The sequence below is a fragment of the Paraburkholderia sabiae genome, assembly GCF_030412785.1.
Classification (GTDB): domain Bacteria; phylum Pseudomonadota; class Gammaproteobacteria; order Burkholderiales; family Burkholderiaceae; genus Paraburkholderia; species Paraburkholderia sabiae.
Map to the genome: position 1 here is coordinate 6,156,092 of NZ_CP125295.1, position 19,983 is coordinate 6,176,074.

The 19,983-nt window shown below is 62.7% G+C and carries 19 protein-coding genes; 12 read left to right on the forward strand and 7 right to left on the reverse strand.

The features are described 5' to 3' along the window. Nucleotides 1-2 precede the first annotated feature (2 nt). The 3 genes from QEN71_RS27620 to QEN71_RS27630 all read left to right on the forward strand — a co-directional run bounded on the left by QEN71_RS27620 (nt 3) and on the right by QEN71_RS27630 (nt 4,825). Entirely contained in the window at nt 3-1,094 is a 1,092-nt protein-coding gene (locus QEN71_RS27620; RefSeq protein ID WP_201655570.1) for a sn-glycerol-3-phosphate import ATP-binding protein UgpC, read from the forward strand. Between the two features lie 712 nt (nt 1,095-1,806). After that, entirely contained in the window at nt 1,807-3,474 is a 1,668-nt protein-coding gene (gene ettA / locus QEN71_RS27625; RefSeq protein ID WP_201655568.1) for an energy-dependent translational throttle protein EttA, read from the forward strand. A gap of 211 nt (nt 3,475-3,685) precedes the next feature. Next, entirely contained in the window at nt 3,686-4,825 is a 1,140-nt protein-coding gene (locus QEN71_RS27630) for a DUF748 domain-containing protein (RefSeq protein WP_201655565.1), read from the forward strand. Nucleotides 4,826-4,852: 27 nt separating this feature from the next. Here the strand turns inward: QEN71_RS27630 and QEN71_RS27635 are convergent, their stop codons facing one another. From QEN71_RS27635 to QEN71_RS27655, 5 genes are all read right to left on the reverse strand, one after another. After that, a complete protein-coding gene (locus QEN71_RS27635; protein ID WP_201655562.1) occupies nt 4,853-5,476 on the reverse strand; it encodes an HAD family hydrolase in 624 nt (207 codons plus the stop codon). Further along, the gene (locus QEN71_RS27640; RefSeq protein ID WP_201655559.1) at nt 5,473-6,024 is read right to left on the reverse strand and encodes a cysteine hydrolase family protein; all 552 of its coding nucleotides are present in this window, start codon (nt 6,022-6,024) and stop codon (nt 5,473-5,475) included. The genes QEN71_RS27635 and QEN71_RS27640 overlap by 4 nt, the downstream gene beginning before the upstream one ends. A gap of 115 nt (nt 6,025-6,139) precedes the next feature. After that, nucleotides 6,140-7,954 carry an aminopeptidase P family protein gene (locus tag QEN71_RS27645; RefSeq protein WP_201655556.1) on the reverse strand — a complete coding sequence of 605 codons (1,815 nt, stop codon included), beginning with the start codon at nt 7,952-7,954 and terminating at the stop codon, nt 6,140-6,142. 19 nt (nt 7,955-7,973) lie between these two features. Beyond that, the gene (locus tag QEN71_RS27650) at nt 7,974-8,228 is read right to left on the reverse strand and encodes a hypothetical protein (protein WP_201655554.1); all 255 of its coding nucleotides are present in this window, start codon (nt 8,226-8,228) and stop codon (nt 7,974-7,976) included. Then, nucleotides 8,228-8,371, reverse strand: coding sequence for a hypothetical protein (locus QEN71_RS27655; protein ID WP_201655551.1), 144 nt, complete (start codon nt 8,369-8,371; stop codon nt 8,228-8,230). Before QEN71_RS27655 ends, QEN71_RS27650 begins: the two co-directional genes overlap by 1 nt. Nucleotides 8,372-8,415: 44 nt before the next feature. Here QEN71_RS27655 and QEN71_RS27660 point away from each other — a divergent pair, with 44 nt between their 5' ends. The 7 genes from QEN71_RS27660 (at nt 8,416) to QEN71_RS27690 (ending at nt 14,518) form a co-directional block, all read left to right on the forward strand. After that, complete coding sequence (locus QEN71_RS27660) at nt 8,416-9,162, forward strand: response regulator transcription factor (protein ID WP_201655548.1); 747 nt, start codon at nt 8,416-8,418, stop codon at nt 9,160-9,162. A 55-nt stretch (nt 9,163-9,217) separates the two neighbouring features. Next, on the forward strand, nt 9,218-10,507 hold the full coding sequence (gene hemA / locus QEN71_RS27665) for a glutamyl-tRNA reductase (protein ID WP_201655545.1): 1,290 nt from the start codon (nt 9,218-9,220) through the stop codon (nt 10,505-10,507). 132 nt (nt 10,508-10,639) lie between these two features. After that, the gene (gene prfA / locus QEN71_RS27670) at nt 10,640-11,722 is read left to right on the forward strand and encodes a peptide chain release factor 1 (protein ID WP_201655542.1); all 1,083 of its coding nucleotides are present in this window, start codon (nt 10,640-10,642) and stop codon (nt 11,720-11,722) included. Nucleotides 11,723-11,731: 9 nt separating this feature from the next. Then, nucleotides 11,732-12,580: a peptide chain release factor N(5)-glutamine methyltransferase gene (gene prmC / locus QEN71_RS27675; RefSeq protein WP_201655539.1), complete on the forward strand. Its 849-nt coding sequence runs from the start codon at nt 11,732-11,734 to the stop codon at nt 12,578-12,580. A gap of 93 nt (nt 12,581-12,673) precedes the next feature. After that, nucleotides 12,674-12,985 carry a Grx4 family monothiol glutaredoxin gene (grxD, locus tag QEN71_RS27680; RefSeq protein ID WP_201655536.1) on the forward strand — a complete coding sequence of 104 codons (312 nt, stop codon included), beginning with the start codon at nt 12,674-12,676 and terminating at the stop codon, nt 12,983-12,985. A gap of 24 nt (nt 12,986-13,009) precedes the next feature. Further along, nucleotides 13,010-13,609, forward strand: coding sequence for a UbiX family flavin prenyltransferase (locus QEN71_RS27685; protein WP_201655532.1), 600 nt, complete (start codon nt 13,010-13,012; stop codon nt 13,607-13,609). 123 nt (nt 13,610-13,732) lie between these two features. Continuing rightward, the gene (locus QEN71_RS27690) at nt 13,733-14,518 is read left to right on the forward strand and encodes a DODA-type extradiol aromatic ring-opening family dioxygenase (protein WP_201655529.1); all 786 of its coding nucleotides are present in this window, start codon (nt 13,733-13,735) and stop codon (nt 14,516-14,518) included. Between the two features lie 77 nt (nt 14,519-14,595). Here QEN71_RS27690 and QEN71_RS27695 read toward each other — a convergent pair whose 3' ends face one another. After that, complete coding sequence (locus tag QEN71_RS27695) at nt 14,596-16,200, reverse strand: APC family permease (RefSeq protein WP_201655526.1); 1,605 nt, start codon at nt 16,198-16,200, stop codon at nt 14,596-14,598. A 460-nt stretch (nt 16,201-16,660) separates the two neighbouring features. Here QEN71_RS27695 and QEN71_RS27700 point away from each other — a divergent pair, with 460 nt between their 5' ends. Next, nucleotides 16,661-16,864 carry a cold-shock protein gene (locus QEN71_RS27700; RefSeq protein WP_147234315.1) on the forward strand — a complete coding sequence of 68 codons (204 nt, stop codon included), beginning with the start codon at nt 16,661-16,663 and terminating at the stop codon, nt 16,862-16,864. Nucleotides 16,865-16,958: 94 nt separating this feature from the next. On the opposite strand, the gene QEN71_RS27705 is transcribed toward QEN71_RS27700, so the two are convergent. Next, a complete protein-coding gene (locus QEN71_RS27705; RefSeq protein WP_201655522.1) occupies nt 16,959-18,227 on the reverse strand; it encodes an Hsp70 family protein in 1,269 nt (422 codons plus the stop codon). A 251-nt stretch (nt 18,228-18,478) separates the two neighbouring features. Here QEN71_RS27705 and QEN71_RS27710 point away from each other — a divergent pair, with 251 nt between their 5' ends. Further along, entirely contained in the window at nt 18,479-19,939 is a 1,461-nt protein-coding gene (locus QEN71_RS27710) for an MFS transporter (protein ID WP_201655519.1), read from the forward strand. Nucleotides 19,940-19,983 lie beyond the last annotated feature (44 nt).

Sequence of the window (19,983 nt, forward strand, 5' to 3'; positions counted from 1 at the left end):
ACATGTCTGCACTGACGCTCAAGGGCGTGAAGAAATCGTACGACGGCAAGCAGAACGTTCTGCACGGCATCAACGCGGATGTCGAGGATGGCGAATTCGTCGTGATGGTCGGGCCGTCGGGTTGCGGCAAGTCGACGTTGCTGCGGATGGTCGCGGGCCTCGAAGCGATCACGGAAGGCACGATTGCGATCGACGGCAAGGTCGTCAACGAACTGGAGCCGAAGGACCGCAACATCGCGATGGTGTTTCAGAACTACGCGCTCTATCCGCACATGACGGTCGCGGAGAACATGGGTTACGCGCTGAAGATCGCGGGACTGCCGAAATCGAAGATCGAATCGCGCGTGTTGACGGCGGCGAAGATTCTCGAACTCGAACCGTTGCTCGCGAGAAAGCCGCGTGAGTTGTCGGGCGGACAGCGGCAGCGTGTCGCGATGGGACGCGCGATCGTGCGCGAGCCGGCTGTGTTTCTGTTCGACGAGCCGCTGTCGAATCTCGATGCACGTCTGCGCGTGCAGATGCGGCTCGAAATCCAGCGTCTGCATGGGCGGCTCAAGACGACGAGCCTGTACGTGACGCACGATCAGATCGAAGCGATGACGCTGGCGCAGCGCGTGATCGTGATGAATCGCGGGCATGCGGAGCAGATCGGTGCGCCCACCGAGGTTTATGAGCGGCCTGCTACTACGTTTGTGGCTGGTTTCATCGGTTCGCCGGGGATGAATCTGTTGAGTGGGTGGGTGACGGAGGATGGGTCGTCTTTTGAAGTTGCGGGTGAGGGGCCGAAGCTGCCGATTTCTGGTGCGGCTGGGCTCGGCCGCGATGTTACGGCTGGGCGGCCGTGTGTGATCGGGATTCGGCCAGAGCATATGACGCCAGGGTTAGCGGTTGATGCGTCATCCGCGACGCTTTTTGTTGACTCGTGCGAGTTGCTTGGTGCGGACAATCTTGCGCACGGTCGTTGGGGCAAACACGATGTGACTGTCCGGTTGCCGCACGGGCATCGGCCCCAAGCCGGGGAGCGGCTTTCTGTCGCTTTGCCTGCGGCGCATCTTCATTTCTTTGATGAGGAGACGGGGCGGCGGTTGAACTAGGTTTTTTTCTGTCTGCGACGCAGTCGCCATTCTGGGCTTCTTGCGGGCATCCGCTCTATGCTTTTGGTCTATTAGCGTCGCCCCTGTGCGGGGCGGCAGTTACTTTCTTTGCCGCGGCAAAGAAAGTAACCAAAGAAAGCCGCTTTTGAACCTCCGGTGCCCGCAAGCATAGCGCCGCGCCATGCCGCAGTTGAGCTGTCGCGCAGCAACGTCCGCACTCCGTAGATCGCCCGCAGTCAACCACGCACGGCGCGAAAATCCCACACAGTCTGGAACACATACCGCCGCGAACCGACTGCGAACGCAAAAACAACCCGACCGAATGTGCCCCAACTGGGTGTAGTTTTTCACACCGCGCGCCTGACTGCGGGCTTTCTACGGAGATTCGCGTCGCTGCGCGACAACTCAACTGCGGCACGCCGCGGCGTTATCCTGGCAGGCACCGGGGGTTTGAAGCCGCTTTCTTTGGTTACTTTCTTTGCGGCGGCAAAGAAAGTAACTGCCGCCCCGCACAGGGGCAACGCTAATAAACCAAAAACATAGAGCGGATGCCACCGCAAGACCCCAAACCCACCCCAAACCCAAACCCCAACCCCACCGGGAAGTACAATACCGTTTCCGCCCGCCTCCGGGCCCCGACACCCCGTCGGCACCACATTCCACATTCCGCCGTGCGGCATCAACACCACGCGGCATCAACAACACTTCAAAAATGGCCCAATACGTCTTCACCATGAACCGGGTCGGCAAAATCGTGCCGCCCAAACGCCACATCCTGAAAGATATCTCGCTGTCGTTCTTCCCCGGCGCGAAGATCGGTCTGCTCGGTCTGAACGGCTCGGGTAAGTCCACGCTGATCAAGATCATGGCCGGCGTCGACAAGGACATCGAAGGCGAAGCTACGCCGATGCCGAACCTGAACATCGGCTATCTGCCGCAGGAACCGCAACTCGATCCGCAAAAGACCGTCCGCGAAGCCGTTGAAGATGGCCTCGGCGACGTGTTCCAGGCGCAAAAGAAGCTCGACGAAATCTACGCCGCGTACGCCGAGCCGGACGCCGATTTCGACGCGCTCGCCGCCGAGCAGGCGAAGTACGAAGCGATCCTCGCGACGTCGGATGGCGGCAGCCCCGAGCAGCAGCTCGAAGTCGCCGCCGACGCGCTGCGCCTGCCGCCGTGGGACGCGAAAATCGAACATCTGTCGGGCGGCGAAAAGCGCCGCGTCGCGCTGTGCAAGCTGCTGCTCGAAAAGCCCGACATGCTGCTGCTCGACGAACCGACCAACCACCTCGACGCCGAATCCGTCGAATGGCTGGAGCAGTTCCTCACGCGCTTCCCCGGCACCGTCGTCGCCGTCACCCACGACCGCTACTTCCTCGACAACGCCGCCGAGTGGATTCTCGAACTCGACCGCGGCCACGGCATTCCGTGGAAAGGCAACTACAGCAGCTGGCTCGACCAGAAGGAAGACCGCCTGAAGCAGGAAGAGGCGTCGGAATCCGCGCGTCAGAAGGCGATCAAGAAGGAACTGGAGTGGGTGCGCCAGAACCCGAAGGGCCGTCAGGCGAAATCGAAGGCGCGTATCGCGCGTTTCGAGGAACTCAACAGCCAGGAATACCAGAAGCGCAACGAAACGCAGGAAATCTTCATTCCCGTCGGCGACCGCCTCGGCAATGAAGTGGTCGAGTTCAAGAACGTCAGCAAGTCCTACGGCGACCGCCTGCTGATCGACAACCTGAGCTTCAAGCTTCCGGCGGGCGCGATCGTCGGCATCATCGGGCCGAACGGCGCCGGTAAGTCGACGCTCTTCCGCATGCTGACGGGCAAGGAACAGCCGGATTCGGGCGAAATCGTCCAGGGTCCGACCGTCAAGCTCGCGTACGTCGACCAGAGCCGCGACGCGCTCGACGGCACGAAGACGGTGTTCGAAGCGATCTCCGGCGGCGCGGACGTGCTGACAGTCGGCAAGTACGAAACGCCGTCGCGCGCGTACATCGGCCGCTTCAACTTCAAGGGCGGCGACCAGCAGAAGATCGTCGGCAACCTGTCGGGCGGCGAGCGCGGCCGTCTGCATCTGGCGAAGACGCTGATCGCGGGCGGCAACATGCTGCTGCTCGATGAACCGTCGAACGACCTCGACGTCGAAACGCTGCGCGCACTCGAAGACGCACTGCTCGAATTCGCCGGCTCGGTGATGGTGATCTCGCACGATCGCTGGTTCCTCGACCGTATCGCAACGCACATCCTCGCGTTCGAAGGCGATTCGCAAGTGACGTTCTTCGACGGCAACTACCAGGAATACGAAGCGGACAAGCGCGCGCGCCTCGGCGAAGAAGCGGCCCGTCCGAAGCGTCTGCGCTACAAGCCGATCAGCCGTTAAGCGTTCGTTGTACTGCCGTTCGCGTCCGGACCGCTCGTGCGGTTCGATGCGGACGGCATAAGAGTTGCTCTCTTTCCTCGCAGGATCGGATCCGGTCCACGCAGTTCTCCATGCAGGCACTCGCTGCCTGCGCCGCGCGTCGCGAGCTTTATGCGCGGTACTCCACGAGATATAACCCGAACCACGGCCACAGCAAGGACGAGGAGGTGGCATGGCGATGTCGAAAGGCAGCCGCGTGATGGCGGCGGTCGCAGGCTTGATCGTGCTGTTCGTCGTGCTCGCACTGGGCGGCTTGTATTTCGTGCAACGCGAAGTGAAAGCACGCGTCGTCGATGCGCTCGCGCCGCTCGGTACGGCTGAATCGATCGACGTGGGCTTTTCGGCGATCACGCTGCATCGCGTGCGGCTGAGCGCGCCGAAAGACTGGCCGACGCCCGACGCCCTCACCGCCGACGAAATCACGATGACGCCCGACATTCGCGATCTGCTCGCGCATCGGATGCATCTGCGCAGCGTCGTGGTGCGCGGCTTCAATCTGGCGCTCGTGCGCACCGCGAGCGGCCGGCTGGAGATTTTGCCGAAGCTGCGTCAATCGATGAGTCAGGCCGGCCATCCCGCCAGCGAAGCGAGCGCCGCTGCGCCAGACAAGCCGCCGCTGCCCGCCGAAAAACTCATCGACCACGTCGCGTTCGCGGACGGTCAGTTCGTCTTCTACGACGAGATGGTCAGCAAGCCGGCGTACAAGGTCGTGATCAGCGACGCAAGCGCCACCGTCGATCACATCCATCTGCCCGACCTCACCGAGCCGACCAGTCTGTCGATGAAAGGCGCAATCAAGGGCCCGTCGCACACGGGCAGCGTGACGTTCGACGGCTGGATGAAAATTGCCAGCAAGGACTCGCAGACGACCACGACGCTGCGCGGCGTCGACGTCGTCACGCTCGATCCGTATCTGCTGAAAAAAGCCGGCGCGAAGACGCAGGTAAAGGGCGGCACGCTCGATCTGAACCTGCAGGCCACCGTGACGAACTATCACATCCACGCGCCGGGCACGATCACACTGCATCATCTGCAACTGGCCGAAACGGACGATCCGCTCGACACTTTCATGCAGATTCCGACGAAGGCCGCCGTCGCCGCGTTGAAGAAACACGGCGATGACATCACGCTGCACTTCACGATCGACGGCAATCTGCGCGATCCGAAGTTCAAGCTGAACGAGAGCGTGATGACCGAGCTGCGCGCGAATCTGGCGAAGGCGCTGGGCGTCAGCGCCGAGGGCGTCGCGAAGGGCGCGGGAGAAACGGTGAAGGGATTAGGCAACGCGCTGAAGAATCTGCTCGGGCAATAGCGCCCTCTTCAGCGCATCTTCGCGAGATCAGACGGGCAAACCCAGTTCGCGCAGTTTTGCCTCGGTCTGCACGGCGTTCGTGTGATGCACGCCATGCCAGCCGAGTTCGTTCGCGGCGCGCGCGTTCGCAATGTTGTCGTCGATGAAAACGAGTTCGTGCGCTTCGATGTCCGGCAGATGCGCGCGAATCCGGCGCAGCATCTCGGCGAAGATGGCCGGGTCCGGCTTCACCATCTTCACGCGCCCCGACACGACGATGTCCTTGAAGCGCCGCAGCACCGGATAGTGCTCCCACGCATACGGAAAAGTCTCGTCCGACCAGTTCGTCAGACCGAACAGCGGCACGTTTGCGTCTTCGAGCTTTTCGACGGTCGCGACTCCGTCATCGAGCACGCCCGCCACCATTTCATGCCAGCGCTCGTAGAACGCACGGATCAGCGCTTCGTGCTCGGGAAACTTCGCGATCAGTTCCGCCGTGCCTTCCGCGATCGGCTGGCCGCCGTCCTGGCGGATCACCCAGTCCATCGTGCAGACGTTCGACAGAAACCACGCGCGTTCGGCGTCGTCGGGAATCAGCTGGCGATACAGATACTGCGGACTCCAGTCGATCAGCACGCCGCCGAAATCGAACACGACTGCCTTGATGGTCATGCGAACTCCGTTTGCAGAATGTCAGCGAGAGGGCGCACCTTGACGCGTTTGCCTGTCATCGACGAATTGGCCCAGACGAAGTTCTGGTGCTCGACGATCTTGTCCGCGGCGAGGTGCGGCTTGTCTTGAGTCGTATGCAGATCGGAAACGATCGTCGTGCGCAGTCCGAGCAGTTCGGCGCGGCGCGCCGTAGCGTTGACGCAGAACTCGGACGCGAAACCGCATATCAGCACGCTATCGATGTCGTTTTGACGAAGCTGGTCGGCGAGCGGCGTCTCATGAAACGAATCGCCGACCGTCTTGTAGATGGACGCGTCCGCCTGTTCGCGCACGAGCCCGGCGGGCAATTGCCAGGCGTCGCTGCCGCGCGCGAGCGGGCCGTTGGCGTCGCTCTCGTGCTGCACGAAAAACACGGGCGCGTTCGCCCTGCGCGCCGCCGACGTGAGCCGGTTGATACCTTCGATCACTTCATCGCCTCGATATGCGGCGGACGCTCCGCTGAAAAACATCTGCTGTACGTCGATCACGATCACGGCAACACCGGACATGCGGGCCTCGCTATTCGTTGGCGATTTTCGTTGGTAATTTTTCGGGCAAAGCGGGAAGGTATCGGACGAGCCGCCGTTTTACAGCGGCTCACAGCGTGCTCGTCCCGGCAATGCGTCAGATTGGCTGCGTGCGCGTTTCGAGCCACGCCTTCGCGTCGCCCGACACGTGCGGCGAGACGCGCGCGCGCACCATCTCGTGATACGCGTTGAGCCATGCGCGCTCGTCGTCGCGCAACAGGTTCAGCGCGACGCAGCGCGTATCGATCGGGCACAGCGTCAGCGTTTCGAATTCGAGGAAATCGCCGAACTCGGTCTTCTCGGCTGCACGGTTCAGCACGAGATTCTCGATACGAATGCCCCACTTGCCCGGACGATAGATGCCCGGCTCGATCGACGTGATCATGCCCTCTTCCATCGCCGTCCAGCTTTCGGCGGGCGCGTAGTGCGAGATCACCTGCGGGCCTTCGTGAACGTTCAGGAAATAGCCGACGCCGTGGCCCGTGCCGTGACCGTAGTCCGCGCCCACTTCCCAGATCGGCGCACGCGCGATCGAATCGAGCATCGGCGAACGGATGCCGCGCGGAAACTTCGCGCGCGACAAGGCCATCGTGCCCTTCAGCACCGTCGTGAAGTCGCGGCGATGTTCGTCGTTGATCGTGCCGATGGGCACGACTCGCGTGATGTCGGTCGTGCCGCTCAGGTACTGGCCACCCGAGTCGATCAGCAGAAGGCCGTTGCCTTCGATCGTCGAATGCGACGCGGGCGTTGCGCGGTAGTGCGGCATCGCGCCGTTCGCGTTGAAGCCGGCGATCGTCGCGAAGCTCAGCGTGACGAAGCCCGGCCGGCGCGCGCGCGAGGCCGTCAGCTTTTCGTCGATGGTGAGTTCGGTGATCTTCTCGCGGCCCAGCGCGCCTTCGAACCACGCGAAAAATTCGGCGAGCGCGGCACCGTCCTGCTCCATCGTCGCGCGCACGTGCGCGGCTTCGGCGTCCGTCTTGCGCGACTTGAAGAACGTCGAAGGATTCACCGACTCGACGATCGCCACCGACGCCGGCACCGATTGCAGCAAGCCGAACGTGATGCGACGCGGATCGATCAGCAGCGTCTGGCCGTTCGGCAGCGCGGCGAGCGCATCGGCCGCCTTCGCGTACGACTCGACCTTGATCCCATCACGTGCGAGCGATTCGGCGAGTTGCGCCGGCACCTTGCCGTCCACCACGAACAGCGACGCGCGATCCAGCCCGATCAGCGCATGCGCGACGAACACCGGGTTGTAGTTCACATCGGCGCCGCGCAGGTTCAAGAGCCACGCGAGATCGTCGAGCGTCGAAATGAAATGCCACTGCGCGCCCTTCTCCTGCATCGCGCGGCGGATCTGATCCAGTTTGTCCGCGCGCGACACGCTGGCGTGCGGCGCAACGTGCTCGTAGACGGCGGCCGTCGGCAGCGACGGACGCTGCGGCCAGACGGAATCGAGCAGATCGAGGTCAGTGCGCAGCTTCACGCCGCGCGCCTTCAATGCGTCCGACAGCGCGCGCGCCGCCGCGACGCCGAGCACCGCGCCGTCGACGCCGACCGTCGCGCCCGTCGACACGTTCTGCGCGAGCCAGTCGATGTGCGGCGCCGTCTGCTGGCCGCCGAACATCTTCATCAACTGGATGCCCGTGCCCGCCAGTTGCGCTTCGGCCTGCACCCAATAGCGGCTGTCGACCCAAAGACCGGCGAAATCCGCCGTCACGACCAGCGTGCCGACCGAGCCTGTAAAGCCGGACAGCCATTCGCGCCCTTGCCAGCGGCCGGGCAGATATTCGGACAGATGCGGATCGGCCGATGGCACCAGCCAGGCGGCGAGCCCTTCCTGTTTCATTGCGCCGCGCAGTTGCGCGATGCGCTCAGGGATCGAGGCGGTTTCGGGGAGTCGTACGTTCATCGGTTTCACCTGCAAGTATTCATCGACGGGAGAACAGGCCGACCGTCACGGCAACGGCAACCAGAGCAATAGCGGTGCAGACGGGCCACTCGAGCGTGTCGCCGTCGTGGAAAAGCTGAATGACGTTGCCGGCCATGTGCGCGACGACGGCGCCCACCACGCCGACCAGCATGGCTACCCACAGCGCGACGCGGCTCGCGCGCCGAAGAGGATGCAGCCACCAGCTGGCCCCACCCACGACGGCGCCAAGGATGATCAGTCCCGGCCAGCCCATCAGCGCGAACCGCCCATCAAATTAAGACTGTTCTGATAGGCGGCTGTTTTATCGATGGATAGCATTTTTTTCTCATTCACCAGAAGGTCTGCACGGCTTTCTGCGTAGCGGTTGAGTTTAGGGGCCGGGGTAAGGTTAAGCAAGCTGAAAGCCTCCGCGCCAGATCGCTGCGCCCATCCCACCGTCCATGCGAATCGCCCTTATTGAGCCTGACCTCCGGCATGCGGAAATCGTCGGCCGGCTACTGCTTGCCGGGGGCCATGCCTGCCATCACTTTTCGACCAGCGCGCCGTTTCTCGCGGGCGCCGAACACGAATTCTTCGATCTCCTCGTCACTGACGCCTTTTGCGGCGACGCCGCCGCCGAAGACGTGATCGCGCGCGTGCGCCAGGTTTTGCCCGGCTTGCCCGTCGTCGCACTGATGAACGCGCCGCGCGAAAGCGAACTGGTCGCGATATTGCAGGCTGGCGCCGACGACTGTCTGTCGAAACCGGTACGCGGCCCCGAAATGCTGGCCCGCATCGAAGCGCTGATGCGCCGCGCGGGAATTCGCCGGCCGCGCAATCGCGTGCGCGAAATGTTCGGCGAATACGCGTTCGACGCCAGCCGCTCCATCGTCAGCTTCCGGGGACAGAACATTACGATGACGCCGAAGGAGCTTCAATTCGCGCTGCTTCTGTTTACCAACATGTCGCGGCCGGTGTCGCGCGCGCACATTCTCGAAACCGTCTGGTCACGCCGGCGCGACGTAAAGTCGCGCACGCTCGACACTCATGCGTCGCGCATCCGCACCAAGCTCGAACTGCGGCCCGAATTCGGCTACACGCTGACGCCGCTGTATGGCTACGGTTATCGTCTCGACCGGATTCCCGTCGAAAACCCGGATAGCGCGGATAAACCCGCGCCGACTGAAAGAATCGTGGAAACGCTATAATATTGGGCCTAACCATAGCCCCAATACGTCGCGCCAAAAACGCCGTAGCGTCCCCGTGCAACTGCTAACGATCGGAATCAATCACCACACCGCGCCCGTCGCCCTGCGCGAACGCGTGGCGTTTCCGCTCGAACAGATCAAGCCGGCGCTGTCGACGTTCAAAGATATCTTCCTCGGCCGGACCGCCCGCACGGCGCCGGAAGCAGCGATCCTGTCGACCTGCAACCGCACCGAACTCTACTGTGCCACCGACGACCAGGCGGCCCGCGAAGCCGCGATCCACTGGCTCTCGAAGTACCACAACATCGCCATCGACGAACTTGCGCCGCACGTGTACGCGCTGCCGCAGTCGGAAGCCGTGCGTCACGCATTCCGCGTCGCGTCGGGGCTCGATTCGATGGTGCTGGGCGAAACGCAGATCGTCGGCCAGATGAAGGACGCGGTGCGCACGGCCACGGAAGCCGGCGCGCTCGGCACGTATCTGAACCAGCTGTTCCAGCGCACTTTCGCGGTTGCGAAGGAAGTCCGCACGACGACTGAAATCGGGGCGCAATCGGTTTCGATGGCTGCGGCGGCCGTGCGCCTCGCGCAGCGTATTTTCGACAAGGTCTCGAACCAGCGCGTGCTGTTCATCGGCGCGGGTGAAATGATCGAACTGTGCGCGACGCACTTTGCCGCGCAGCAGCCGCGCGAACTGGTCGTCGCGAACCGCACGGCCGAACGCGGCCAGCGTCTCGCAGAAAGCTTCAACGGCCGCGCGATTCCGCTGTCCGAACTGCCCACGCGCATGCACGAGTTCGACATCATCGTGTCGTGCACGGCGTCGACGCTGCCCATCATCGGTCTCGGCGCGGTCGAGCGCGCGGTGAAGGCGCGCCGTCACCGTCCCATTTTCATGGTCGATCTCGCCGTGCCGCGCGATATCGAACCGGAAGTCGGGCAGCTCGAAGACGTCTTCCTGTACACCGTCGACGACCTCGGCGCGATCGTTCGTGAAGGCAATGCGTCGCGGCAAGCCGCCGTCGCGCAGGCCGAGACGATCATCGAAACGCGCGTGCAGAATTTCATGCAGTGGCTGGACGCGCGCAGCATCGTGCCCGTCATCCGTCACATGCACACGCAGGCCGACACGCTGCGCCGCGCCGAAGTCGAGAAAGCGCAAAAGATGCTCGCGCGCGGCGACGATCCCGCTGCCGTGCTCGAAGCGCTGTCGCAGGCGCTGACGAACAAGCTGATCCACGGCCCGACGCACGCGCTCAACCGCGCCAGCAGCGAAAATCGCGATCAGCTGATCGAGCTGATGGGCGGCTTCTACAAACACGCTCACTCTTCTTCCGAGCGTTAGCGGCGCTCCACGCCGCGGCATCGCGCGGGTGGCCGACCAGGCCCGCACGGTGCTTCATCTGCTGTCATGACGGGCTGTTCCGCCCGCTTCCCCAAGTAGCCGTTCTTTCCGGAGCCCGCTCCGATCGCCCCAATGAAAACGAGCATGCAAGCCAAGCTCGACCAGCTCACCACCCGGCTGGCCGAACTGAACGACCTGTTGAGCCGCGAAGACATCACGGCGAACATCGAGCAATATCGCAAGCTCACGCGCGAACACGCGGAGTTGCAGCCTGTCGTCGAACAGTACGGCCTGTGGCGTCAGTCGATGAACGACGCGGCAACCGCGCAGGAACTGCTGTCGGATGCGTCGATGAAGGACTTCGCCGAAGAGGAAATCCGCGCGGCGCGCGACCGGATGGAAACGCTCGCAGGCGAATTGCAGAAAATGCTGCTGCCGAAAGACCCGAACGACGACCGCAACATCTTCCTCGAAATCCGCGCGGGCACGGGCGGCGACGAATCGGCGCTGTTCGCGGGCGACCTGCTGCGCATGTATCTGCGTTACGCGGAACGCAATCGCTGGCAGGTCGAGATGATGTCGGCAAGCGAATCGGATCTGGGCGGCTACAAGGAAGTGATCGTACGGATTGCGGGCGACGCCGCGTATTCGAAGCTCAAGTTCGAATCAGGCGGCCACCGCGTGCAGCGCGTTCCCGCGACAGAAACGCAAGGACGCATCCACACGTCCGCGTGCACGGTCGCGGTGATGCCGGAAGCGGATGAAATCGGCGAAGTCGAGATCAATCCGGCGGATTTGCGCATCGATACGTTCCGCGCGTCGGGCGCGGGCGGCCAGCACATCAACAAGACCGATTCTGCCGTGCGCGTGACGCACTTGCCGACGGGCATCGTCGTTGAATGTCAGGACGACCGCTCGCAGCACAAGAACAAGGACCGCGCGCTGAAGGTGCTCGCGGCGCGGATCAAGGACAAGCAATATCACGAGCAGCACGCGAAGGAAGCTGCGACGCGCAAGAGCCTGATCGGTTCGGGCGACCGCTCCGAGCGCATTCGCACATACAACTTCCCGCAAGGCCGTCTCACCGATCACCGGATCAACCTGACGCTGTATCGTCTGGAATCGATCATGGAAGGCGATCTCGACGAACTGATCGCGGCGCTCGTGTCCGAGCATCAGGCGGAACTGCTCGCATCGCTCGGCGACGCGGACTGAGCGGCGCGCATGAGTCACATCGATACCGTCGCCACGCTACTGCGCGCATCGCCGCTGCCCGCGCTCGAAGCGCGTATTCTGCTCGGACATGCGCTGGGCTGGCGGCGCACCGAGTTGATCACGCGCGCCGATAATCCGCTGGAGCCGACGCAGGTGGCGGCCTTCCGAGAGCTGGAAACGCGGCGCGTGGCAGGCGAACCGATCGCGCAACTGATCGGCCTGCGCGAATTCTTCGGACTCGAGTTCGACGTCACGCGCGATGTGCTGATTCCGCGGCCGGAAACCGAATTGCTGGTCGAAACGGCCGTGCAGGCTCTGGAAGAACATCCGGCGCGCTCTCGTGTGCTGGATCTCGGCACGGGCACAGCCGCGATCGCGGTGTCGATCGCGTGGTCGCGTCCGGATGCGCGCGTTTGGGCGGTCGATCGTTCGGCAGAAGCGCTCGATGTCGCGAAGCGCAACGCCGTCAAACTGCTCGAACCGAAACGTCCCGGCGGCGATTTGCAGTTCGCGCAAAGCGACTGGTACGCTGCGCTCGACGCCTCGCTCACGTTCGAAGTGATCGTCAGCAATCCGCCGTATATCGCGAGCGGCGATCCGCATCTGTCGCAGGGCGATCTGCGCTTCGAGCCGCGTGGCGCGCTCACCGACGAAGCCGACGGCCTTTCCGCGATTCGGGCGATCGTCGCTGGCGCGCCGGCGCGGCTCGCGCCGAACGGCGTGCTGTGGATGGAACACGGCTACGATCAGGCCGAAGCCGTCCGCGCGATTCTCGTTGCCCAAGGTTTCGCCGACGTGCGCTCGGAGTGCGACCTCGCCGGCATCGAACGCATCAGCGGCGGACGCTGGCCCGGCTGACGCGCGCAGGCGATCCAGCCGTCGGTCGCCATCGGCGAAATCCGCTATCATTTGTCTCTATCCCCAACACATACCGGAATCGCAAGGTCAGTCATGGACACGCAACAACGCATCAAGCAAATCGTCGACGAAAACCCCGTCGTGCTCTTCATGAAAGGCAACGCGCAATTCCCGATGTGCGGCTTCTCGGGCCGCGCAGTGCAGATCCTGAAGGCATGCGGCGTCGATCAGTTCAAGACGGTCAACGTCCTCGAAGACGAAGCCGTGCGCCAGGGCATCAAGGAATTCTCGAACTGGCCGACCATTCCGCAGCTGTACGTGAACGGCGAGTTCGTCGGCGGCTCGGACATCATGATGGAGATGTATCAGTCGGGCGAACTGCAGCAGCTCTTCGCCGCAGCCTGATCGCGCAGACAGGCGCCGCACGTCATGGAAACACGCGCTGCGGCGCCTCGTCGTCTGATCATCGCCATCACGGGAGCGACGGGGGCCGTCTACGGCATCCGGTTGCTTCAGACGTTGCGCAAGCTGGGCGGCGTCGAAAGCCATCTGCTGATTTCCAGCGCCGGATGGCTCAATATCCAGCACGAACTCAAACTGTCGCGTGAAGACGTGCATCCGCTCGCAGATGTCGTTCATTCGGTGCGCGATGTCGGCGCGAGCGTCGCGTCCGGCTCTTTCGCGACCGACGGCATGATCGTCGCGCCCTGCTCGATGAAAACGCTCGCGAGCATCGCGCACGGCCTCTCCGACAATCTGATCACGCGCGCCGCCGACGTCACGCTCAAGGAACGTCGAAGGCTCGTGCTGATGGTCCGCGAAACGCCGTTCAATCTCGCGCATTTGCGCAACATGACGGCCGTGACCGAAATGGGCGGTATCGTCTTTCCACCGCTGCCCGCCTTCTACAATCACCCGGAAACAATCGACCAGATGGTCGACGATACCGTCGCGCGCGTGCTCGATCTGTTTGCGTTGGGCCCGGCGCTGTCGCCTGCCTGGCGAGGCCTGAATAATCCACAGCAGTAGCGCTTCATCCTCCAGTTTCGCGCATTCACAACCGCCGCGAGACAATCAAATGCGGATTTGACCGTTTATCAAACGGTAGTGCGGCCTTATATTGGTTTCAATCTCACCTCTTTCCGCACTGTCATGACCCGCTTGCCTTCCCTTTTTTTGTCGCACGGCGCGCCGACGCTGCCGATCGATCCGTCGATGCCCCGCGCCGAGTTCGCGTCGCTGTCGGCGGAAGTGCCGCGTCCCAAAGCGATCCTGATGCTGTCCGCGCATTGGGGCACCTTGCAGCCGGCCGCCAGCACGTCGGACGCACCCGAGACGATCCACGATTTCTACGGCTTTCCGCGCCAGTTGTACGAAATCCAGTACCCGGCGCCGGGCGCACCCGATATCGCGCGCCGCGCCGCTGCGCTGCTCGGCGACGAAGGTATTCCGACCACGACGCAGCCGCACGGTCTCGACCACGGCGCGTGGGTGCCGATGCTGCTGATGTTCCCGCACGCGGACGTGCCCATTGCGCAGCTGTCGATCCAGCCGCGGCTCGATCCCGCGCATCATTTCCGCGTCGGCCGTGCGCTGCGTCCGTTGCAGGACGAAGGCGTGATGATCGTCGGTTCCGGCCAGATCACGCACAACCTGCGCGAAGCGGATTTCTCGGCGCGTCCGGAAGACGCGGATCCGCGTGTCACCGAGTTCACCGACTGGTTCGAGACGCGTCTCGTCGAACGTGATATCGATGCGTTGCTCGACTACCGGCGTCAGGCGCCGCACGCCGAGTTCATGCATCCGACGGACGAGCATCTGTTGCCCGTCTTCGCCGCATTGGGCGCCGCGCCGGATGACTACAAACTCGGCATTCAATCGCTCGGGACGTTCCAGCGCTCGCTGGCGATGACGAATTACGTGTTCGGCAACGCCTGAGCGCAGCGTCGCGAAATAAAAAAGCCCGCCAGAATCTGGCGGGCTTTTTCTTGGGTCAAGCTGTGGAGCGCTGAGAATCAGGCGCCGATGCCTTCGAGAATCTCATCGTGCGATTCACGCTCGTTCAGATACTCGGTGCGATAACCGGTGTGTACGCCCCAGTAGTAGAAGACCAGCGCGCACGCGATCACGACCAGCATGTCCCAGCCGTACGGCAGCACGCCCATGCCGCCGAACTGCTTGCTGCCGATCAGCGACAGAATCGCCATCACGGGCAGATACGCGACCAGCCACCACGCTGCCTTCAGATCCTGATTGAAGCCCGAGAAACCCGACTTCGCCTGGAAGTAGAAGAACACGGGCAGCGCGACGATCATCAGCAGAATGATTTCGCCCGTCAGAGGCCATTTCGCCCAGTAGAGAATCAGCGAAGCACACACGAACGCGAACGGCGCGATCACACTCATGCCCGGAATGTGCAGCGGGCGCTCGAGATCCGTTGCCGCGCGACGCAGCGCCATCAGACTGATCGGACCCGTCAGGTACGAGATCACGGTCGCCACCGAAATCACAGCCGCCAGCGAACTCCAGCCACGGAAGAAGAACAGGAAGATGAACGACACCAGCAGGTTGAACCACATCGCCGGACGCGGCACGCCGTACAGCGGATGCACGCTGCCGAAGATCTTCGGCATCGTGTTGTTGCGCTCCATCGCGTAAATCATGCGCGTGGTCGTCGCCATGTAGGTCGTGCCCGTACCGCTCGGGCTCACGAACGCATCGACATACAGCAGGATCGCGAGCCAGTTCAGGTTCAGCGCGATCGCCAGCTCCGCGAACGGCGACTTGAAGTTGAACTGGTTCCAGCCCTTCATCACATCGGTGGGGTTCACTGCGCCGATATACGCAATCTGAAGCAGCACGTAGATCACCAGCGCCAGCAGGATCGAGCCGATCACCGCAAACGGTACGCTCTTCGCCGGATTGCGCGCTTCGCCCGCGAGGTTGATCGGGCTCTGGAAACCATTGAATGCGAACACGATGCCGCTCGTTGCGACCGCCGTTAGCACCGCCGACCAGCCGTACGGCGCAAATACGCCCGAGCCGCCGAAGCTTTCGCCGAGGTTTTCCTTGTGGAAGCCGCTCATCATCAGACCGAGAATCGTCAGGCCGGGAATGATGAACTTGAAGATCGTGATCGCCGAATTGGCGCGTGCAAATACCTTGACGCCCCAATAATTCAGCATGAAGTAAATGACCACGAGCACCGCTGAAAGCAGCAAGCCCGGTGTCGTCAACGAGCCTTCGATGAACAGGTTATGCGCCCATTCATACGGCCAGGTGCTCATGTACTGGATCGACGCTTCGGCTTCAATTGGAATCACCGACACGATTGCAATCCAGTTCGCCCACGCGCTGATAAAGCCGACGAGCGCGCCGTGCGAATAACGCGCGTAACGCACCATGCCGCCCGACTCGGGGAACATCGCGCCGAGTTCTGCGTAAGTCAGCGCGATTGCGAGAATCACCACTGCACCGATCACCCATGCGCACAGCGCCGCAGGACCCGCGATCTTCGCCGCCTTCCAGGCGCCGAACAGCCAGCCGGACCCGATGATCGAGCCGAGTCCCGTCAGCATCAGCGCAAACGGGCCGATGTGCCGTTGAATAGAACTTTTCACGTCTTCTCCTGTATCTGAAAGCACGCCGCTGCCGCGGCCATGAGACACGGCTGGAAGTCATAGGAAAGACTAGGGCATACGGCGGGCGGTCGCGAGCGCGATTGCGGGTTTTTCCAGGTGCATCCAGGTGCAACCGGTCGCGTGCGGGGCGTAGTTTAACGGTTGCACCGCCTCATTGCAGTTGAAATCCACTTATGTCTTACAAAAAAATCGGAAAAATAGCAAGCTTTGTAAGCATCGAATGTGCCTAATACCCCGGGCTCATATGAGGATTTAAAGATTACGGTTGACCTTCTCTCGAAATGCCCGTATAAAGATCGTGCAGGATTTCAAGCGGCGAGTGAATTGGTTCTTTCGTAGTTCGCCCATCAACGGTACTCCGGTTGGTCCCATTACCCTTCCTTGATTTTCATGCACCCTCGGGCTTCGGCCTTGTTCACCATTTTTAGGAAAAAGTAATATGGAAACCGGTACCGTCAAGTGGTTCAATGACGCAAAGGGCTTTGGCTTCATCACCCCGGACGCTGGCGGCGAAGACCTGTTCGCGCATTTCTCGGAAATCCGCATCGAAGGCTTCAAGACGCTGCAGGAAAACCAAAAGGTTACCTACGACGTCAAGACGGGCCCGAAGGGCAAGCAAGCCGCTAACATCAAGCCGGCTTAAGCTTAGCTTCCTTCCGGAACGCAAAAAAAACCCCGCCTCGGCGGGGTTTTTTGTTTTTGCGTTAATCGATTTTTCGGCGCGGAATCTGAAATCTTTACCGGAATAAGCGCCGGGCGTGAATGCCCAATCCGGTCGCGACGCTGGCAAGGCGATCGCCGAACACGGGCTTCGCATCGGGAAAAGCCGCAGCCAGCGCGCCCGACAGAAACGCGAGTCCCGTCGATCCCCCCGTGAAGTACAGCGCATCGACATCGCGTGGCGCGACGCCCGCGCGCTGCACCGTCTCACGCGCGGCCTGAACGATGCGCTGCGTCTCGTCCTTGCCGGCCGCGACGAGTTGCGCTTCGTCGAATGCAAGCCGCAAGTCCTCTTCGACGATCTCCAGATCGATCAACGTCTCGCCGCCCGCCGCGACGCCGATCTTCGCTTCTTCCGCATGCGCCGCGAGCGCATGGCCAAAGCGCTGCTCGACGACCCGCATCAGCCGGTCGTGATGCTTCGTGTCCGAATACAGATGCCGCATCAGGCCAAGTTCGGCCGCGCGCTTCGGCGTGTAGATCGTGTTGATCAGATGCCAGGTGGCGAGATCGAAGTAAATGCGGTTCGGCACTTCGCGCCCTTCCGGATCGAGCGACTGATAGCCGAGTTCGCGCAGAATCGTCACGAGCTCGACGCGCCGGTCGAAGTCCGTTCCCGCGACGTGCACGCCGTGATGCGCCAGCACGTCGTCCTTGCGCTCGATACGCTGCATGCGCTCGGGGCCGACCCGCACCAGCGAAAAGTCCGACGTGCCGCCGCCGATGTCCGCCACCAGCACGAGCCCTTCTTGCGTCAGGTGCGCTTCGTAATCGAAGGCGGCTGCGATCGGCTCGTACTGGAAGTGGATTTCGTTCAAACCAACCGAGCGCGCCGCCGCTTCGAGCTGTTGCTGCGCCAGCTGATCGGCGCGCGGATCGTCGTCGACGAAAAACACCGGGCGGCCTAGCACGGCACGGCTGATCGGCGTGCCCGCCGTCTGCTCCGCGCAGCGCTTCAGATGCGTGACGAATATCGCGATCACGTCGGTGTACTTGATCGCCGAGCCGTCGCCGAGATCGGTGGTGTTGTCGGCGAGCGCCGAGCCGAGAATGCTCTTCATCGAGCGCATCAGGCGGCCGTCGAAGCCGTCGATATACGCTTCGAGCGCCGCGCGCCCATAAGCGCGCGAGTTCTCGTCGGTGTTGAAGAAGACGGCCGTGGGCAGCGTCGTGTAGGCGCCTTCGACGGGCGCCAGTTTCAGCGTCGCCTGACCCGACGCCGCGGCGCCAACAGGGACGGCAACTGCCGAATTAGACGTGCCGAAGTCAATCGCGCAATAGGTCATGGCAGGATTCGCCGCTCACGCTGGCGCGAACAGAAAGAGGACGGGCTTTGTAACATGAAAGCGGTGACACCATCAACCGACAACGGACGGTATCCGCCGTCGTGGCGGGGAATGCAGTTTGCTTCATCGAAGGGTCGCGCCGGGCTCGGATGAATCCGACAGGATACGCTGTTCGCCAGCCGGCTTACAGAATCCTCCGAAATTTGCCCGCTGAATGCCCCGTTCGCCATCAGGCTCGTCCAGGAGATCCGATGCAGGAACCTACGGTCCGCACCGACCCGTCCACCATCGTCGAAACCGATCTGCCATCGCGGCTCGACCGCTTGCCGTGGGGCCGCTTTCATTCGCTGATCGTCGTCGCGCTCGGCGTGACATGGCTGCTCGACGGGCTCGAAGTGACGCTGGCGGGATCGGTGGCGAGCGCGCTGAAATCGAGCGACGTGCTGCGCTTCTCGAACGCGGACGTGGGACTCGCGGGCAGCGCGTACATCGCGGGCGCGGTGCTGGGTGCGCTCGGATTCGGCTGGCTGACCGACCGGCTCGGGCGTCGCAAGCTGTTCTTCATCACGCTCGCGCTCTATCTGGCCGCGACGGCGGCGACGGCGTTCTCGTGGAATCTCGCGAGCTTTCTCGTGTTTCGTTTTCTGACGGGCGCGGGCATCGGTGGCGAATACACGGCGATCAACTCGACGATCCAGGAATTCACGCCCGCGCGTGTGCGCGGCCACACCGATCTCGCGATCAACGGCACGTTCTGGGTCGGCGCGGCGCTCGGCGCAATCGGCTCGCTGGTGCTGCTCGATCCGCATCTGCTCCCCGGCGACTGGGGCTGGCGCGCGTGCTTCTTCATCGGCGCGGCGCTCGCGCTGGCGATCCTGCCGATGCGTGTCTGGATTCCCGAAAGCCCGCGCTGGCTGCTGACGCACGGCGAAGAGAAGGAAGCGCGCGAGATCGTCGAAGGCATCGAGGCGCGCTTTCGCGCGGAAAACCACGCGCTTCCCGACGACGCGCTCAAGCGTCTGCGGCTGCGCGCCCGCGAGCGCACGACGCTGCGCGAAGTCTTCCATACGCTGTTCGTGGTGCATCGGCGGCGCGCGCTGGTCGGGCTGTCGCTGATGACGGCGCAGGCGTTCTTCTACAACGCAATCTTTTTCACCTACGCGCTGGTGCTGACGGACTTCTATCACGTGCCGGGCGACCACATCGGCTGGTACATCCTGCCGTTCGCGCTCGGCAACTTCGCGGGACCGCTGCTGATCGGCAGACTGTTCGATGTGATCGGCCGTCGCAAGATGATCACCGCGACCTATGCGATCTCTGCGATTCTGCTCACGTTGAGCGGCTATCTGTTCGAGCAGCAGATGCTGACCGTGACGACGCAGACAATCGCATGGATGGTGATTTTCTTCTTCGCGTCGTCGGCGGCGAGTTCGGCGTATCTGACCGTCAGCGAATCGTTTCCGCTCGAAATCCGCGCGCTCGCGATTGCGGTGTTCTACGCGTTCGGCACGGCGCTTGGCGGCATCGCGGGACCGGCGTTCTTCGGCAGGCTGATCGATACGCAGCAGCGCAGCGAAGTGTTTTCCGGCTATCTGGTCGGCTCCGCGCTGATGCTGGCTGCGGCGGTGATCGCGGCGATCTGGGGCGTCGATGCCGAACGGCGTTCGCTGGAAACGGTCGCTGCACCGTTGTCCGCCGTCGAGGACGAATAAGACGCCCGCGCCATAAAAAAACGCGGCCGATATGGGCCGCGTTT

Bases quoted from the DNA above. Each gene is read 5' to 3' on its own strand.
- QEN71_RS27650 (WP_201655554.1), bottom strand. From the start codon at position 8,228: ATGGGCTGGCCGGGACTGATCATCCTTGGCGCCGTCGTGGGTGGGGCC.
- QEN71_RS27660 (WP_201655548.1), top strand. From the start codon at position 8,416: ATGCGAATCGCCCTTATTGAGCCTGACCTCCGGCATGCGGAAATCGTC.
- QEN71_RS27700 (WP_147234315.1), top strand. From the start codon at position 16,661: ATGGAAACCGGTACCGTCAAGTGGTTCAATGACGCAAAGGGCTTTGGC.
- QEN71_RS27640 (WP_201655559.1), bottom strand. From the start codon at position 6,024: ATGTCCGGTGTTGCCGTGATCGTGATCGACGTACAGCAGATGTTTTTC.
- QEN71_RS27630 (WP_201655565.1), top strand. From the start codon at position 3,686: ATGGCGATGTCGAAAGGCAGCCGCGTGATGGCGGCGGTCGCAGGCTTG.
- QEN71_RS27710 (WP_201655519.1), top strand. From the start codon at position 18,479: ATGCAGGAACCTACGGTCCGCACCGACCCGTCCACCATCGTCGAAACC.
- prmC (WP_201655539.1), top strand. From the start codon at position 11,732: ATGAGTCACATCGATACCGTCGCCACGCTACTGCGCGCATCGCCGCTG.
- QEN71_RS27705 (WP_201655522.1), bottom strand. From the start codon at position 18,227: ATGACCTATTGCGCGATTGACTTCGGCACGTCTAATTCGGCAGTTGCC.
- ettA (WP_201655568.1), top strand. From the start codon at position 1,807: ATGGCCCAATACGTCTTCACCATGAACCGGGTCGGCAAAATCGTGCCG.
- QEN71_RS27685 (WP_201655532.1), top strand. From the start codon at position 13,010: ATGGAAACACGCGCTGCGGCGCCTCGTCGTCTGATCATCGCCATCACG.
- prfA (WP_201655542.1), top strand. From the start codon at position 10,640: ATGAAAACGAGCATGCAAGCCAAGCTCGACCAGCTCACCACCCGGCTG.
- QEN71_RS27645 (WP_201655556.1), bottom strand. From the start codon at position 7,954: ATGAACGTACGACTCCCCGAAACCGCCTCGATCCCTGAGCGCATCGCG.
- QEN71_RS27635 (WP_201655562.1), bottom strand. From the start codon at position 5,476: ATGACCATCAAGGCAGTCGTGTTCGATTTCGGCGGCGTGCTGATCGAC.
- QEN71_RS27620 (WP_201655570.1), top strand. From the start codon at position 3: ATGTCTGCACTGACGCTCAAGGGCGTGAAGAAATCGTACGACGGCAAG.
- QEN71_RS27690 (WP_201655529.1), top strand. From the start codon at position 13,733: ATGACCCGCTTGCCTTCCCTTTTTTTGTCGCACGGCGCGCCGACGCTG.
- grxD (WP_201655536.1), top strand. From the start codon at position 12,674: ATGGACACGCAACAACGCATCAAGCAAATCGTCGACGAAAACCCCGTC.